We start from the raw sequence: 14927 nt of genomic DNA on the forward strand, positions 1-14927 counted from the left end.
ATGGCACTGAGCGCGCTGGACCTGTTCTCGATCGGTATCGGGCCGTCGTCGTCTCACACGGTGGGCCCCATGCGGGCCGCCCGGCAGTTTGCCGCGTCGCTGGCCGGCGATGGGCTGCTGGAGTCGGTGGCCCGGGTGAAGTCGGAGCTGTTCGGCTCGCTCGGTGCCACCGGGGCCGGCCATGGGTCGGACAAGGCCGTGATCCTGGGCCTGCAGGGCGAGGACCCGGAAACCGTTGATCCGGATGCCGCGGACGCGCAGGTGCAGGAGGCGGCGGCCGCGCGGAAGCTGAGCCTCGCCGGCACGCACCCGGTGGAGTTCGACCCTGCTTCCGACGTGGTGCTGCACCGCCGCCGCTCGCTGCCGGCGCACCCGAACGGGATGACCTTCACGGCGTACGACGCCGGCGGCTCACCGCTGCGTGCGTCCTCCTATTACTCGGTGGGCGGCGGGTTCGTCGTCACCGCCGAGGAGGCCGAACGTGCGGCGGAAGAGGCTGCGCGCGACGCCGGGGCGGGGGAGCGCGACGGCGGCGCCACCGCGCGCGACGCCGGTGCGGCGAGCTCTGCCGGGGAGGGGGAACGGCTCCCGTACCCGTTCTCCAGTGCCGCGGAACTGCTCGCCCGTTGCCGCGAGGCCGGAACGTCGATAGCCGGCGTGATGCTGGCCAACGAACTCACCTGGCGCAGCGAAGCCGAACTGCGGGCGGACCTCCTGCGCATCTGGGCGGTGATGCAGGAGTGTGTGGAAAACGGCTGTACCCGCACCGAGGAGACCCTGCCCGGGTCGCTGCTGGTCCGCCGGCGTGCCCCGGGGCTGCGGCGAAGGCTGCGTGCCGCCGAGGAGGCACGGGCAGCGGACGGCACGCCCAACGCCGACCCGCTCTGGGCGATGGAATGGGTCAACCTGTATGCGCTGGCGGTCAACGAGGAAAACGCCTCCGGCGGGCGGATCGTCACGGCCCCCACCAACGGGGCGGCCGGGATCCTGCCCGCCGTGCTGCACTACTACACGAGGTTCGTGCCCGGCGCGGACGACGACGCGGTGGTGGATTTTCTGCTCACCGCGGCGGCCATCGGCATCCTGTTCAAGACCAACGCCTCGATTTCCGGGGCCGAGGTCGGCTGCCAGGGCGAGGTCGGGTCAGCCTGCTCGATGGCGGCCGGTGCACTGTGCGCGGTGCTAGGCGGGACACCGGAGCAGGTGGAAAACGCCGCCGAGGTCGGAATCGAGCACAATTTGGGCCTGACCTGTGATCCGGTGGGCGGCCTGGTGCAGATTCCGTGCATCGAACGCAACGCCATTGCCAGCGTCAAGGCGATCAACGCCGCCCGGCTGGCACTGGCCGGCGACGGCGACCACCGGGTGTCCCTGGACATGGCGATCAAGACCATGCGGGAGACCGGGGCGGACATGATGTCCAAGTACAAGGAGACGTCGCGCGGCGGCCTGGCCGTCAACGTCGTCGAATGCTGAACAGCCAGCGCTGAACAGCCAGCACTGAACAGCCAGCGCTGAACCGTAAGTCGCACGGCAGTCCCGACGAGACCGCCGCGCGAAAAGCCAGACCGAAACGGGGGAGCAACCATGCCGATCCACCACGAGCACATCCTGACCCTCGACTGCCCGGAGCGGCTCGGGATCGTCCACGCGGTCTCGGGTTTCCTGGTCGAGCACCGCCAGAGCATCCAGGAGCTCAAGCAGTTCGACGACCGGCGGGCCGGGCATTTCTTCATGCGCACCGACTTCGCCGGGGAGAACGGCGGAACCAACTCCACGGAGCGGCTGCGCGAGGCGTTTGCGCCGTTGGCCGAGCAGTACGGCATGGCGTGGCAGCTGGAGCCCAAGGGCCGCAGGCGGCGGGTGCTGGTGATGGTGTCAAAGTTCGGGCACTGCCTGAACGACCTGCTCTTTCGCTCCCGGATGGGGGAGCTGCCGGTGGAGATTGTCGCCGTCGTGTCCAACCATCTGGACCACAAGGGGCTGGTGGAATGGCATGAGGTCCCGTATTACCACGTGCCGGTCACGCCGGACACGAAACCCGCCGCCGAGGCCGAGCTGCTGCAACTGATCGATGCCCACAGCGTGGAGCTGGTAGTGCTGGCCCGCTACATGCAGGTCCTCAGCGACCACCTGAGCCGCGAGCTGACCGGGCGCACCATCAACATCCATCACTCCTTCCTGCCCAGCTTCAAGGGGGCCAAGCCCTATCACCAGGCCTACGAAAAAGGAGTGAAAACCGTGGGGGCCACCGCGCACTACGTCAACGCCGAACTCGACGAAGGCCCGATCATCGCCCAGCAGACGGTGGAAGTCGACCACACCTTCGGGCCGGAGGACCTGGTCGCCGCCGGCCGCGACACCGAGTGCAAGGCCCTGACCAACGCGGTCAAGTGGCACTGCGAGGGCCGGGTCATCCTGCACGGCAACCGCACCGTGGTCCTGCGGTAGGAGCGCGCGGTTGGTTGGTTTCTTACCGCTGAGCTGCCACCGATGCCACCGATCCTCTCCTTCGTTTGCCGGTGTGACGTTGCTCAAATTCTTGCAGGAATGAATGTTTGCACTTGTGCAAAGAGCGGGAGCGCTGGCACACTGGTTCGGTGAGTCAACTAAATTCCCTGCGTGAGCGGAAGCGGGCCGAGTGCTGGGCCGCCCTGCATGACGCCGCGGCGGAAGCGGCTCTGGAAGACGGAATCGAGGCCGTCACCGTAGATGCGGTGGCGGTCTCCGCCGGAGTTTCCCCGCGCACCTTCTTCAACTACTTCACGTGCAAAGAAGACGCGGTGCTGGGCCTCCGCGAGCCGGTGCTTGACGATGCCATGCTGGCCGAATTCGACGTCCACGCCAATCTGCTGGACGAAGTCGGCAAGTTGATGCTGGCGGTCACCCGCTCCATCCACGGCGGAGACGATGCCACCCGCCACCTGATCCTGCGCAAGCACCCGCACCTGCTGCACCGCCGCGTCCAGTACATCGTCAAGGTGGAGCAATTGGTCACCACCGCAGTCACCGAACTGCTCGCCGGCTCCGACCGGCTCGCGGACGCTGAACGAATCCTGGCCGCCCATCCCGTCGGCGGGCAGTACACCGCCGAAGACGCCGCCCGCATGCTGGTCATGACGGCAGGCGCAGCAATCCGCTTTGCCATGCAAAAAACCATGTCCCAACCCACCCTGGAATCGCAGACCGAGGCCCTGGAACACAGCCTGGCCTTGCTGCGCGCAGTTCTGAAGGAATCCGAATGAACAACGAAAGCCGACAGGCGCTACAGCGCCCACCGGCATCCGCGACGTCCCGGCCGGAGCACCATGGCCACAGCCATGGCAACCTGCTGCTGGTTTTCGTTGCGCTGATGATGGCCATGTTGCTGGCCGCCCTGAACCAGACCATCCTGGCCACCGCACTGCCCACCATCGTGGGCGAGCTCAACGGCGCCAACCTGATGCTCTGGGTGATCACCGCCTACATCCTGGCCGCCACGGTCATGATGCCCATCTACGGCAAGCTGGGCGACCAGATCGGCCGCAAATACCTGCTGGTCGCGGCGATCATTATGTTCCTGATCGGCTCGGTCATCGGCGCCTTGGCGCCGGACATGGGCTGGCTCATTGCTTCCCGTGTGGTGCAGGGGCTGGGCGGCGGCGGACTGATGATCCTGTCGCAGGCCATCATTGCCGATGTGGTTCCCGCCCGCGAACGCGGCAAGTACATGGGCGCCATGGGCGGAGTCTTTGCGTTCTCCTCCGTGGTCGGACCGCTGCTGGGCGGCTGGTTCACCGAGGGACCGGGCTGGCGCTGGGCCTTCTGGTTCAACCTTCCCGTGGGCGTCTTGGCCTTGATTGGCGCGCTGTTCTTCCTGAAGTCCCGTCCCGTCAAGGTGCGGCCGAAGCTCGACCTCTGGGGCATGCTGCTGATGGCGGCCGCGACCACCGGCCTGGTCCTGGTGAGCAGCTGGGGCGGCAGCACCTTCGCCTGGTCCGACCCGGTGCTCATCGCCCTCATTGCAGGCACCGTGCTGGCCGCCGTCGGGTTCGTGCTGGTGGAGCGCAAGACCGCCGAACCCATCATTCCCATGTCCATGTTCCGTGACCGCAACTTCATCATGACCACCATCGCGGGCCTGCTGATCTCCGTGGCCATGTTCGGGGCCCTCGGCTACATGCCCACCTACTTCCAGATGGCTGCCGGCGTGTCGGCGACGGCGGCCGGGATGCTGATGATTCCCATGATGGCCGCGCTGCTCGCGTCGTCCATGACCTCCGGAATCCTGGTCTCAAGGACCGGCCGTTACAAGTGGATGCCGGTGGCCGGTTCGGCGGTGATGGCCGTGGCCCTGCTGCTGATGTACTTCGTGCGCGCGGACACGCCCGTCTGGGTGCTCTGCGTTTATCTGGGCCTGCTGGGCCTTGGCCTGGGCCTGAACATGCAGATCCTGGTGCTGATCGTGCAGAACTCCTTCCCGCTGCGGCAGGTGGGCACGGCGACGGCGGCCAACAACTTCTTCCGCCAGATCGGCGCCACGCTCGGCTCGGCCGTCGTGGGAAGCCTGTTCGCCCACCGCCTGGTCGACCTCCTCAATGACCGCCTGCCGGCAGCCGCCGTCGCGGCCACCGGAGGCGGGAACTCGCTGACGCCGGACATGGTCGCCGGCCTGCCCGCACCGGTACACGACGTTATCGTCGAGTCCTACAACGAAGCCCTGATGCCGCTGTTCCTGTTCATGGTGCCGATGGCCATTGCCGCCACCGTGCTGTGCATGTTCGTGGTGGAAAAGCCGTTGGCCACCTCGCTGGAGCCGGACGTCCTGGCCGAGGCGGCCTCGGAGGGGAATCTCGCGATCACCTCCGCGACCGAGGGCAACCCGCCGGCGCACACGGACCTGCGCCAAACCGAAGCCAGCAACAGGTAGCGCCGCGACCGCCGCGGGCAGCTTCGAGTCGACGGTTATGCTGGCTGCATGGGAGCGTCAGCGGCACTGCACAAGGAACCGCGCGTCGTCGAGATTGAGTCGCTCGAGCACTTCGACCGGCTCATCGCCCAGGCTCCTCGAGCCGGGGCAGCGGGCGACGGCGGACGCCGGCCCGCCAGCCATGCGAGGCCTTCCGGCGGACCACAGCCAGGCGGGGGACCGGACGGCCTGAGGCCAGACCGCCGGCCGCGGCCCGAGCGGCGGTCGGCGACGGACGGCGGGCCGCCGTCGATGAACGGCTGGCACTTCCAATCGGTGGATCTCAGCGGCCGCACGGAGGCCCTGCTCAGCATGGACCCGGCCGGCTCGGTGTTCCTTGGGTGCACGTTCGAGGCCGCCACGGAGGACTGGCTGCACCGCAACGGCGCGCTGATCTTCCCCACGCTGCCCGGCGTCCCGTTCGCCCCGTACCGCGGCCAGGTTTACACCGCCGCCGAGCTCTACAGCGGGCTGGACACCGGACCCTACGAAGGGACGCTGGACGCGCAGGTCTACGCCTGGTCGTCGCGGTCCGCCACCCGCCATGACCTGGACTCCACCCTCGCGGCAAGCCTGCACGACCATGCCATCGGCGACGCCATGGAGGCGCTGTTCTCCACCGTGTTCGCCGGCCGGAGGATGGTGGGGGTGATGGGCGGGCACGCTGCCGAGCGGGGCAGCACCCTTTACGACGGCGCCGCCCGGCTGGGCAGGCTGCTCGCCAGGGAGGGGTATGCCGTGGCGACCGGCGGCGGCCCGGGCGCGATGGAGGCCGCCAACCTGGGCGCGCGACTCTCCGCGTCCGGCGACGACGAGTTTGCCGACGCGCTGGACCGGCTGGCCGGGGTCCCCGGCTTCCGGCCGTCCGTCACCGACTGGGCCCGCGCGGCGGCCGACGTGCTCGCCGAAGCCGGACCCGGCGTCGCGAATCTGGGCATCCCCACCTGGCACTACGGGCACGAGCCGCCGAACCTATTTGCCACCCACATCGCCAAGTACTTCGGCAACGCCCTGCGCGAGGCCGTGCTGCTGCAGCGCTGCGACGGCGGAATCGTGTTCCTGCCCGGCGCCGGCGGCACGGTGCAGGAAATTTTCCAGGACGCCTGCGAAAACTACTACGCCACCCCGGAAGCGCTCTCGCCGATGGTGCTGGTCGGGCGCACGTACTGGACCGAGGAAATGCCGGCCTGGCCGTTGCTGCAGGCGCTGGCGCGCGGGCGGTCCATGGAAGGCTCCGTGCACCTCGTGGACACCGTGGAACAGGCCCTCGAGGTTCTATAGCTCGGGCACGCACTCGCCCTGGCCCAGCAACGCCAGGCCGGTGAGGTCGCCGTCGGCAAAGGCGAGGATGTCGTGCGAGGCCTGCGCGTACATCAGCTGGCTGGGATCCTCAACGTGGTCCAGGCCGATCAGGTGGCCCAGCTCGTGCATGATGATCGCCCGGGCGGCGCCTTTGCCATCGGGGGCACCCAGCAGCTGGCGGAACTGCGGGGTGTCCAGTTCGATCTGACCCGATACGTAAGCGGAAACCCCGCCCCGCGATGCCCAGCCGCTGCCGCCCAAGCCGATGGTCGGACCGGCCAAGGAGGGGCTCTGCTCCGGGTCCGACCAGGCGATCAGCACCGGCGCCCAGCGCTCGCCGTAGCGTTCTGGCTGGTAGGACCGGCGCCGCTCGGCGGGCCGTTCGGTCGTGGTTCCTTCGTAAATGAACTGCAGGCCGGTGGCCTCCGAGACGTGGTCCACCGCCTCATGGACCAGCTCGATGTTGCCCGCGGGGGAGTCGGCAGTGCGGACCACATACCGGATCGGGCGGCACGGGTCGTAGGCGAGGTAGTCCTGCTTGGACGGCGAGGGCAGGAATCGGTAGGAACTGCTCTCCTCATTGAGGGGTGCGGGCACTCCCAGCGGTTCGTCCGCGGCGTCGACTCCCGACGGCGGAAAGCCGCCATGGCCCGGACCCTTGACAGTGGAGCCGGCATCGAACGGTACCCCATTCAGGGCGGCGGCCCCGCCGGGTTGCACAGCCGGGGCGGGCCCCGGTTGGGCCATCCAGATGAAGGCCCACGCCGCCAGTGACGCAGCGGCGGCCAGCAGGATGAATTTGCCGAACGGTGACGGGCCCCGGTGGTCCGGTTCTCTCCGGGCGGCCGGGGCCTGCGGGACCCGTGTCAGTGTGGGCATCTGCACGGGAGCGCGCGCCGGCCGCGCCGTCGGGTTGATCCAGACCTGCCCCTGGTCGGGCTGCGGCTTCCGGGGCTCGGCGGCGTCGGTGGCGACCCGCTGGGGGCCCTGCCCCGTCCCGGCTTCCGGCACAGGCCGGGCCCCGCCCGGCGCATGGCCCGGGCCCTCGGTCGGCGGCCAATTCATGGTCCCCCTCGGCATGGCGGACGGCGGTGCATCGTTGCCCCGCTTGCCTCAGGGTAACCAAGCCGTGAGACAAACGGTAGGGGTCTGTCCGGTGGCCCGCGGGTGAACAGGACGGGCGGCCGGCGGGGTCAGAGCGCTGTGGTGCCGAACAAGGAACCCAGCAGGTAGGTGGCCAGCGCCGCACCGAAGCCGATCGCCAGCTGCCGCAGGGCCCGCTTGAGCGGCGAGGCCCCGGACAGCAGCCCCACGATTCCGCCGGTGACAAGCAGTGCCACGCCGACCAGCACGAGCGCGACTACCACGGCCGCGGTACCCTGCATGCCGAAGATGTAGGGCAGGATCGGAATCAGCGCCCCGCTCGAGAAGAACAGGAAACTGGACAGGGCGGCATTCCAGCCGGTGCCGATCTCCTGATAGTCGTTAATGTACGTTTCCGGCGGCTGCAGGGAGAGGCTCGGATCGCAGTCGCAGTCCAGGTAGCCCATCCGTTCGGCGGCACGGTGTTCGGCTGCTTCTTGGGTCATGCCCCGCGCGCGGTACACGAGCACGAGTTCATTCGCGTTCAGGTCCAGGTCCGGCGCTGCCTGCAGGGTGATCTGGGTGGGGCGGGTGGCGGAGAGCAACTCGCGCTGGGAGCGCACGGACACGTACTCACCGGCGCCCATGGACAGTGCGCCGGCGAGGAGGCCGGCGAAGCCGCTGAACAGGATGAATCCACTGGAGACCCCGGTGGCACCGATGCCCATGATCAGGGCAAGGTTCGAGACCAGTCCGTCGTTCGCGCCGAAGACCGCCGCACGGAAGTTGCCGGAGAGCCGGGCTCGGCCGCGGGTGGCCAGGCCGCGGATGACCTCTTCGTGAATCAGTTCATCGGCGGCCATGGCCTCGGTCGCCGCAGGCTCACTGCCGTAGGGGGAGCGGCTCTCGGCCCGTTGCGCCAGGGCCAGCACGAACACCGAGCCGAAGCTGCGGGCCAGGAACCGCAGCACGGTCCGGCGCAACGAGGGCCGCAGCCTTTGTCCGGCATGCTTGCCCAGCAGATCGCGCCAGTGTTTTTCGTGCCGGCCCTCGGCGTCGGCCAGGGCCAGCAGGATCTCGCGTTCCTCGCCCTCGCGGCGCCTTGCCAGATCGCGGTAGATGGCGGCTTCGGCGCGTTCGTCGGCAAGATAGCGGCGCCACAGCCGGATGTCGGATTTCGTCGGCGATGCCTTGCCATCGGTGTGTGCGTCCATAGGGTCGGGGCCGGCTGGATCGGGGCTCGTTGTCACGCTGCTCCTGAGTCGGACCGGAGACGGTTCGATGATCTCCGGTCAGTTAACCATCAACTGACCGAAGGTCTCGCTCGCCCGGGCGCAGCGGAACAGGCGGTACCTGCCCTGCGCTCAGGTGGACTGCCGGGCCGCTAACGCTGGCCAGTGTGTCGACAGGCCTCCACGCCCAGTGCGCGTGAACCGCGCGGCGGTGGAGCTACTCCCCTTCGCAACCTCCATTGTAGCCGGTCGGGGCGGTCCCTTGAGGACCGCCCCGCCGTCACCGTCTCCTGGCCGGACCCAGGCACCAGCGTCAGCAGCCGTTCGGGCAAGGCGCCAGCCTCAGCTGCCGTTCGGGGCAGAGCCCACGCCAGCAGACGTATGTGGCAGCGCACCGCGTCAGCGCGTGGCGACCTCGTCGGGGCCCTCGACCGGGACTTCCTCCGTTGCCTGCCCCGCCACCCGGCGGTCCCACGCCTGGCGCACGGCGGCATCGGTGGGCTTCGTGAGCAGCGACACTCCCACGTAGACCAGCGCGGAGGCGATCAGGCCGTAGTAGATCGGCTCGTTGGCGTAAACGCCGGCATATTGTTCCTCGGCGTTGATCTCCAGCACGATCATGGTGGTCAGCGTGACGATGGTGCCAGCCGCCATGGACCACGCGGCGCCCAGGCCGGTGCCGCGCTTCCAGACCAGGCCGCCCAGGATCGCGACCAGCAGGCCGCCCACCAGGATGTCGTACGCAATGGTCAGCGCGGCGACCACGTCCTGCACCACGATGGCCAGCAGGATGGAGACGGCACCCAGGCCGAAGACCCACCACCGGTTGCCGGCCACATCGTGTTCGGTGTTCTCGTGGTCGTAATGGACGTGCTTGCCGAACCAGGAGGCTACGAACGGCACCACGTCGGCGCGGGCCACCGTCGCCGCGGCGATCAGGCAGCCGGACGCCGTCGACATCATCGCGGCCACGGCCGCGGCCAGCACAATGCCGCCGATGCCGATGGGCAGCAGGTTCATGGCCACGTCCGCGTAGACGTCGTCCTCGACTTCGATGGCCGGCAGTGCCACGGAGGCCGCCATGCCGATCAGGGCGCCGGCGGCTCCGTAGAGGATGCAGTAGATGCCGGCCGTCGCGCCGCCCCAGCGGGCGACCCCCGGGTTGCGGGCGGTGAAGACGCGCTGCCAGATGTCCTGACCGATGAGCAGGCCCAGCGTGTAGACCACGAAGTAGGTGATGATGGTCTGGACGCCGATGCCGGTCAGCGAGAAGAACTCCGCATCGACGCGCGAGCGGATGCCGTCCAGTCCGCCGGCGGCCGACCAGGTGAACGGCAGCATCAGCAGGAAGACGCCGACGGTCTTGATGATGAACTGTGCCATGTCGGCCAGCGTGATGGACCACATGCCGCCGACCGTGGAGTAAATCAGCACAATGGCGCCGCCGACGGCGATGGACAGCCAGCGCTCCCAGCCGAAGAGCACCACCATGATGGTGGCGTACGCCCCGGTGGACGTGGCGCAGAGCATGAGCGTGTACGCCAGCATGACGATGCCCGACACCTTGGTGGCATGCACGCCGTACCGCAGCGTGAGCATCTGTGCCACGGTGTAGATCTTCAACTTCTGCAGGGTCGGGGCGAAGAGCAGGCTCAGCAACAGCACGCCCGAGCCGATCGCCACGACCAGCCACATCCCGGAGATGCCCCACTTGTAGCCCAGGCCCACCCCGCCGACGGTGGAGGCTCCGCCCAGAACGACGGCGGCCATCGTGCCGGTGTAGAGGACGGGGCCGAGACGGCGGCCGGCCACCAGATAGTCGCTGGTGTTCTTGGTGCGGCTTTTGCCCCACCATCCGAAGAGCAGCATGGCGGCCAGATAGGCCACCACGATCACGACGTTGACGATTTGATTGTCCAAGGGAGACTCCAGGGGAGAATAGCGCGGAACACATGCCGAAGATTGCCTGTGGGGCAACAAGTGTTGAGTGTTAAGCTAAATGTGGCACGCGGCACAGGTCAACTCGGCCACGCTGCCGCTGGTTCCGCAGGGGTGGTTCGGCCACCCCTGCATGCCACCTCCGTCAACTCTGCACCGAGAAGGATGATTAGTGAAGGCACTGCCAGTCGAGCCCAGCAATGACCCGGTGGCCATAGGTTCGCGGATCCGCGCCGCACGGCAGGGTCAGCGCATGACCATCGAACAGGTTGCGGATTCGACGGGGCTGACCAAGGGATTCCTCAGCCGGGTGGAGCGTGACCTGACCTCGCCGTCGGTGGCATCGCTGGTCACCCTGTGCCAGGTGCTGTCCATCTCCATCGGTGACCTCTTCTCCATGCCGGAAACGCACGTCTCGCGCGCGGGGGAGGGGCCGCGGATCAATCTGGGCGGCGAAGGCATCAAGGAGGAGCTGCTGACCGCCCGGCACGAGCGCCGGTTGCAAATCATCCGTGCCGTGATCGAACCGCGGGGCCGCGGGGAGGCCGATCTCTACTCCGTGGACTGCGACGTGGATGTCCTGCACGTGATCGCCGGCAGAATCACGCTGGTCTTTACCTCCGAGCGCTACGAACTCGACGCCGGTGACACCATCTCCTTCTCCGGGCGGGAGCCGCACACGTGGATAAACGAGACCGACGAAGAGGCCATCGTCACCTGGACGCTGGTCCCGGCGGCCGCGCGCTAGTGCCCGTGTTGCGCTGCCGTCCGTGCCGCGGTAGCCGCCAGTGCCGTGTAGCCGTGGCGTCCGTGCCGCGATAGCCGCCGCGCCGTTCCGCGTTGGCCGCCCTGCCGCCTTGCCGCCCGGACCGCGGTCTTGACTGTTACCCCCACCACAAATAACATCACAGGCAACAGATGTTGCACATGAGGCAACCGTCAGTCGGTCGTTCCAGTACGGCACGCAGCCATCCGCGGCTCCGAATGACCGACCCCCAGCCCGCCGCCCGCACCCCTCAGAGGAGAACCATGGAAGAGCTACGTGTGGAAGCCAACGGCCATCTTGGCCCGATCGATTCGTCCCGCATCCCGCGGTACGCCGGAGCCGCCACCTTCGCCCGGCTGCCCCGCCTGGACCAGGTGCAGCAGGCGGACATCGCCGTCGTCGGCGTACCCTTCGATTCCGGCGTGTCCTACCGCCCCGGCGCCCGCTTCGGCGCCAACCACGTCCGCGAGGCTTCGCGGCTGCTGCGGCCGTACAATCCCGCGTGGGACCTGAGCCCGTTCGAAGAGGTTCAGGTGGCCGACGCCGGCGACATGGCCGTGAACCCGTTCAACATCAACGAAGCCATCGAGACCATTCAGCAGAACGCCCTCGACCTGACCGCCGCCGGCACCAAGCTGGTCACCCTCGGCGGTGACCACACCATCGCCCTGCCGCTGCTCCGCGCGGCGGCCGAGCGGGCCGGCGGTCCGGTCGCCATGCTGCATTTCGACGCGCACCTCGATACCTGGGACACCTACTTCGGTGCCGAGTACACGCATGGCACTCCGTTCCGCCGGGCTGTGGAGGAAGGCATCCTGGACACCGAGGCCATTTGCCACGTGGGCACCCGCGGCCCCCTCTACGGCAAGAAGGACCTCGACGACGACCATCGTTTCGGTTTCGGCATCGTCACCAGCTCGGACGTCTACTACGAGGGCGTCCGCGACGTGGTGGCCAAGCTGCGCGACCGGATCGGCGACACCCCGCTCTACATTTCGGTCGACATCGACGTGCTGGATCCGGCCCACGCACCCGGCACCGGCACCCCGGAGGCCGGCGGCATCACCAGCCGCGAGTTGCTGGAAATCATCCGCGGGTTCCGCGGCATGAACCTCGTCGGCGCCGACGTGGTGGAAGTGGCCCCCGCCTATGATCACGCGGAGATGACAGGGGTTGCCGGCAGCCACGTGGCGTACGAACTTGTCTCGCTGATAGCCGATACCGCGGCAGGCGGGTCCGGCAACGGCTACAGTGCCCAGGCGCTGAAGCGCGCGGGCGCCACCGTCGGCAGCGCCAAGGGATCGGATCAGGAGTCCTTCGAATGACAGCAGCAGGGAAAGCCGACTCCACGGCCCCGGCCGAACCGACCGTTCGCAACGGCGGGGACCTCGTCGTCGAAACCCTCAGTGCGTTGGGCGCGACGACCGTGTTCGGGATCCCGGGGCAGCATGCCTTGGGATTGTTCGACGCGTTGTCCCGTTCGCCGTTGCGCTTCGTCTCATCCCGGGTGGAGAACAACTCCGCCTTCGCGGCGGACGGGTTCTCGCGTGCCACCGGGGAGGTCGGCGTGCTGTTCCTCTCCACCGGCCCCGGCGCCCTGACCTCGTTGGCCGGGCTGCAGGAGGCCTATGCCACCGGCGTGCCGATGGTGGTCATTGCCAGCCAGATTCCACTGGAAGGCCTGGGCGCGCGCCGCAAGGGCATGCTGCACCAGCTCGACGACCAGAAGGCATCGGCGGCCAACGTCACCAAGAGCCAGCGGTTGATCCAGCACGCGTCCGGCATCCCGTCGGCCATTCAGGACGCGTGGACCGAGGCGATCTCGTCGCCGCAGGGACCGGTCTGGGTAGAGGTGCCGCAGAACGTGCTGCTGGACCCGATCATGGTGCCGCCGGTGGAGGACGCGCTGGCCGAGGCATTCGACAACCCGCCGCGGACCGAGCTGGTCAAGGAAGCCGTGCACTGGCTCTCCGAGGCCAAGCGGCCGGCCATCATCGCCGGCGGCGGCGCCCGCCGGGGCAAGGCAGAACCGTGGCTGCGCTCCATCGCGGAAAAGCTGCGTGCCCCGGTGGTCTGTTCGCCGGGCGGCAACGGCGCGTTCCCGTGGAACCACGAGCTCTCGCTGCAGTCCTGGGTCGAGGACCGGTACGTCACCGACCTCCTCGAAGATGCTGACGTCCTGTTGGTCGTGGGCTCGTCGCTCGGTGAAGTGACGAGCAACTATTTCACCATGGAACCGCGGGGCCGGATCATTCAGATCGACGCCGAGCCCCGCGTCCTGGAGTCCAACGGCCCGGCCCTGGGCATTCGCGCCGACGCCGGCCAGGCACTGCAGGCGCTGGACGCTGCGCTGTCCGACGATCCGGATAACGGACCCGACTGGCACGGCCAAACGCCCGAGCAGCTGGTCAAAGACACCCTGGCCAAGGTTCAGGCCCGCCTGGACAGCCAGGACCTGGCCAAGGAGCGGACCTTCATGGCGGACATCCGCGAGGCCGTGCCGGACGACATGCAAACCTTCTGGGACATGACCATCTCCGCGTACTGGGCCTGGAGCTGCTGGGACTCGCGCGACGGTGAATTCCACTCGGCGCAGGGCGCCGGCGGCCTGGGCTACGGTTTTCCCGGCGCCATCGGCGGCAGCGTCGGCCTGGCCAGCCAGGGAAAGCCCGCGCGCGTGCTGGCCGTCTCCGGCGACGGCTCGGCCATGTATTCGATCAGCGAGCTGGCCACCGTCCGACAGCATGACCTTCCGGTCACCTGGCTGATTGTGGACGACGGCGGCTACGGGATCCTGCGCGAATACATGGAAGGCGCGTTCGGACGGGCGACGGCAACGGAACTGGCGCGGCCGGACTTCGTGGCGCTGGCACAGGCCTTTGGTGTGCCGGCACGCCGGGTAGCGCCGGAGGATGTCGGCCCCGCACTCCGGGAGAGCTTTGCCGCCGAGGGACCGAACGTCGTCGTCGTCGAGACACTGCTGAAGATGTTCGCCCCCACGCACCTCTGACCCAACCCCGAAGGGGGTCCACCCATTGCCGCGTTCCCCTGGCCAACAGCCCCTCAACCCCGGGATTTTCCCCGCGGGCGGAGGGGCTGTTGGGCCTGTAATCCGGCTCAGGCGAGGAAAGCGACCAGCTTGTCCTCGAGCGCGGCCAGATCGCCGGTTCTCTTGAACTCGCACTCCCATACGGTGAGGACCTGCCAGCCGGCCGCCTGCAGCGCCGACCGTTGGGCTTCGTCGCGGGCAGCCGTACGCGTCCGTTTGGCTTCCCAGAAGCCGGCGTTGGACTTCGGCGCATGCCGGCCGACCCTGCAGTCATGGGCATGCCAAAAGCAGCCGTTGACGAAGATCACTTTCCGCCGTCCGGCGAAAACCAGATCCGGTTTGCCCGGCAGCTTCCCGCCGCCTGCGCTGCCATGCAGGCGGTAGCGGTATCCCTTGGCATGCAGCAGTTTCCGGACCAACAGCTCGGGTTTGGTGTTCTTGCCGCGGATTTTGGCCATGTTGGCGCTGCGCTGCTGCGGGGTCAGCGAGTCGGCCATAGCTAAAGTCTAGGGGAGCACGGTACTGCCCGGCGGGCCGCCGGCCGCCCGGCGGCGCCGTTACCGCGTCCGGGGAACGCGTCCGCCGCTGCTAGGTTAAACGTAAGCGGCA

Annotated in this window: 12 protein-coding genes; 8 read left to right on the forward strand and 4 right to left on the reverse strand. The window is 68.3% G+C overall.

The window, feature by feature from the left end; translation table 11 throughout:
- The 5 genes from AC5RW2_RS00435 to AC5RW2_RS00455 all read left to right on the forward strand — a co-directional run bounded on the left by AC5RW2_RS00435 (position 1) and on the right by AC5RW2_RS00455 (position 6229).
- Positions 1-1476 (forward strand): L-serine ammonia-lyase, encoded by a 1476-nt coding sequence (locus AC5RW2_RS00435; protein WP_494073395.1) that lies wholly within the window; start codon positions 1-3, stop codon positions 1474-1476.
- A gap of 111 nt (positions 1477-1587) precedes the next feature.
- Positions 1588-2451 (forward strand): formyltetrahydrofolate deformylase, encoded by an 864-nt coding sequence (purU, locus tag AC5RW2_RS00440; RefSeq protein ID WP_494073396.1) that lies wholly within the window; start codon positions 1588-1590, stop codon positions 2449-2451.
- A gap of 149 nt (positions 2452-2600) precedes the next feature.
- Positions 2601-3245 (forward strand): TetR/AcrR family transcriptional regulator, encoded by a 645-nt coding sequence (locus tag AC5RW2_RS00445; RefSeq protein WP_494073397.1) that lies wholly within the window; start codon positions 2601-2603, stop codon positions 3243-3245.
- Positions 3242-4909: an MDR family MFS transporter gene (locus AC5RW2_RS00450; protein WP_494073398.1), complete on the forward strand. Its 1668-nt coding sequence runs from the start codon at positions 3242-3244 to the stop codon at positions 4907-4909. Before AC5RW2_RS00445 ends, AC5RW2_RS00450 begins: the two co-directional genes overlap by 4 nt.
- 48 nt (positions 4910-4957) lie before the next feature.
- Positions 4958-6229: an LOG family protein gene (locus AC5RW2_RS00455; protein WP_494073399.1), complete on the forward strand. Its 1272-nt coding sequence runs from the start codon at positions 4958-4960 to the stop codon at positions 6227-6229.
- On the opposite strand, the gene AC5RW2_RS00460 is transcribed toward AC5RW2_RS00455, so the two are convergent.
- From AC5RW2_RS00460 to AC5RW2_RS00470, 3 genes are all read right to left on the reverse strand, one after another.
- A complete protein-coding gene (locus AC5RW2_RS00460) occupies positions 6224-7315 on the reverse strand; it encodes a matrixin family metalloprotease (protein ID WP_494023428.1) in 1092 nt (363 codons plus the stop codon). The genes AC5RW2_RS00455 and AC5RW2_RS00460 overlap by 6 nt on opposite strands.
- A gap of 128 nt (positions 7316-7443) precedes the next feature.
- Entirely contained in the window at positions 7444-8547 is a 1104-nt protein-coding gene (locus AC5RW2_RS00465) for a VIT1/CCC1 transporter family protein (RefSeq protein ID WP_494014719.1), read from the reverse strand.
- Between the two features lie 417 nt (positions 8548-8964).
- Positions 8965-10434, reverse strand: coding sequence for a sodium:solute symporter family protein (locus tag AC5RW2_RS00470; protein WP_494001882.1), 1470 nt, complete (start codon positions 10432-10434; stop codon positions 8965-8967).
- Between the two features lie 241 nt (positions 10435-10675).
- Here AC5RW2_RS00470 and AC5RW2_RS00475 point away from each other — a divergent pair, with 241 nt between their 5' ends.
- The 3 genes from AC5RW2_RS00475 to AC5RW2_RS00485 all read left to right on the forward strand — a co-directional run bounded on the left by AC5RW2_RS00475 (position 10676) and on the right by AC5RW2_RS00485 (position 14279).
- Complete coding sequence (locus AC5RW2_RS00475; RefSeq protein WP_494001729.1) at positions 10676-11251, forward strand: helix-turn-helix domain-containing protein; 576 nt, start codon at positions 10676-10678, stop codon at positions 11249-11251.
- A 281-nt stretch (positions 11252-11532) separates the two neighbouring features.
- Entirely contained in the window at positions 11533-12594 is a 1062-nt protein-coding gene (gene speB / locus AC5RW2_RS00480) for an agmatinase (RefSeq protein ID WP_494073400.1), read from the forward strand.
- The gene (locus AC5RW2_RS00485; protein WP_494073401.1) at positions 12591-14279 is read left to right on the forward strand and encodes a thiamine pyrophosphate-binding protein; all 1689 of its coding nucleotides are present in this window, start codon (positions 12591-12593) and stop codon (positions 14277-14279) included. Before speB ends, AC5RW2_RS00485 begins: the two co-directional genes overlap by 4 nt.
- Positions 14280-14386: 107 nt before the next feature.
- Here AC5RW2_RS00485 and AC5RW2_RS00490 read toward each other — a convergent pair whose 3' ends face one another.
- Positions 14387-14815 (reverse strand): very short patch repair endonuclease, encoded by a 429-nt coding sequence (locus tag AC5RW2_RS00490; protein ID WP_494001726.1) that lies wholly within the window; start codon positions 14813-14815, stop codon positions 14387-14389.
- Positions 14816-14927: the final 112 nt, after the last annotated feature.

This window comes from Arthrobacter sp. B0316-1-20 (genome assembly GCF_059091865.1).

Excerpts from the sequence above, each read along its gene's own strand:
- purU (WP_494073396.1), top strand. The coding sequence starts at position 1,588 with ATGCCGATCCACCACGAGCACATCCTGACCCTCGACTGCCCGGAGCGG.
- AC5RW2_RS00450 (WP_494073398.1), top strand. The coding sequence starts at position 3,242 with ATGAACAACGAAAGCCGACAGGCGCTACAGCGCCCACCGGCATCCGCG.
- AC5RW2_RS00455 (WP_494073399.1), top strand. The coding sequence starts at position 4,958 with ATGGGAGCGTCAGCGGCACTGCACAAGGAACCGCGCGTCGTCGAGATT.
- AC5RW2_RS00435 (WP_494073395.1), top strand. The coding sequence starts at position 1 with ATGGCACTGAGCGCGCTGGACCTGTTCTCGATCGGTATCGGGCCGTCG.
- AC5RW2_RS00470 (WP_494001882.1), bottom strand. The coding sequence starts at position 10,434 with ATGCTGCTCTTCGGATGGTGGGGCAAAAGCCGCACCAAGAACACCAGC.
- AC5RW2_RS00485 (WP_494073401.1), top strand. The coding sequence starts at position 12,591 with ATGACAGCAGCAGGGAAAGCCGACTCCACGGCCCCGGCCGAACCGACC.
- AC5RW2_RS00490 (WP_494001726.1), bottom strand. The coding sequence starts at position 14,815 with ATGGCCGACTCGCTGACCCCGCAGCAGCGCAGCGCCAACATGGCCAAA.
- speB (WP_494073400.1), top strand. The coding sequence starts at position 11,533 with ATGGAAGAGCTACGTGTGGAAGCCAACGGCCATCTTGGCCCGATCGAT.
- AC5RW2_RS00460 (WP_494023428.1), bottom strand. The coding sequence starts at position 7,315 with ATGAATTGGCCGCCGACCGAGGGCCCGGGCCATGCGCCGGGCGGGGCC.
- AC5RW2_RS00465 (WP_494014719.1), bottom strand. The coding sequence starts at position 8,547 with ATGGACGCACACACCGATGGCAAGGCATCGCCGACGAAATCCGACATC.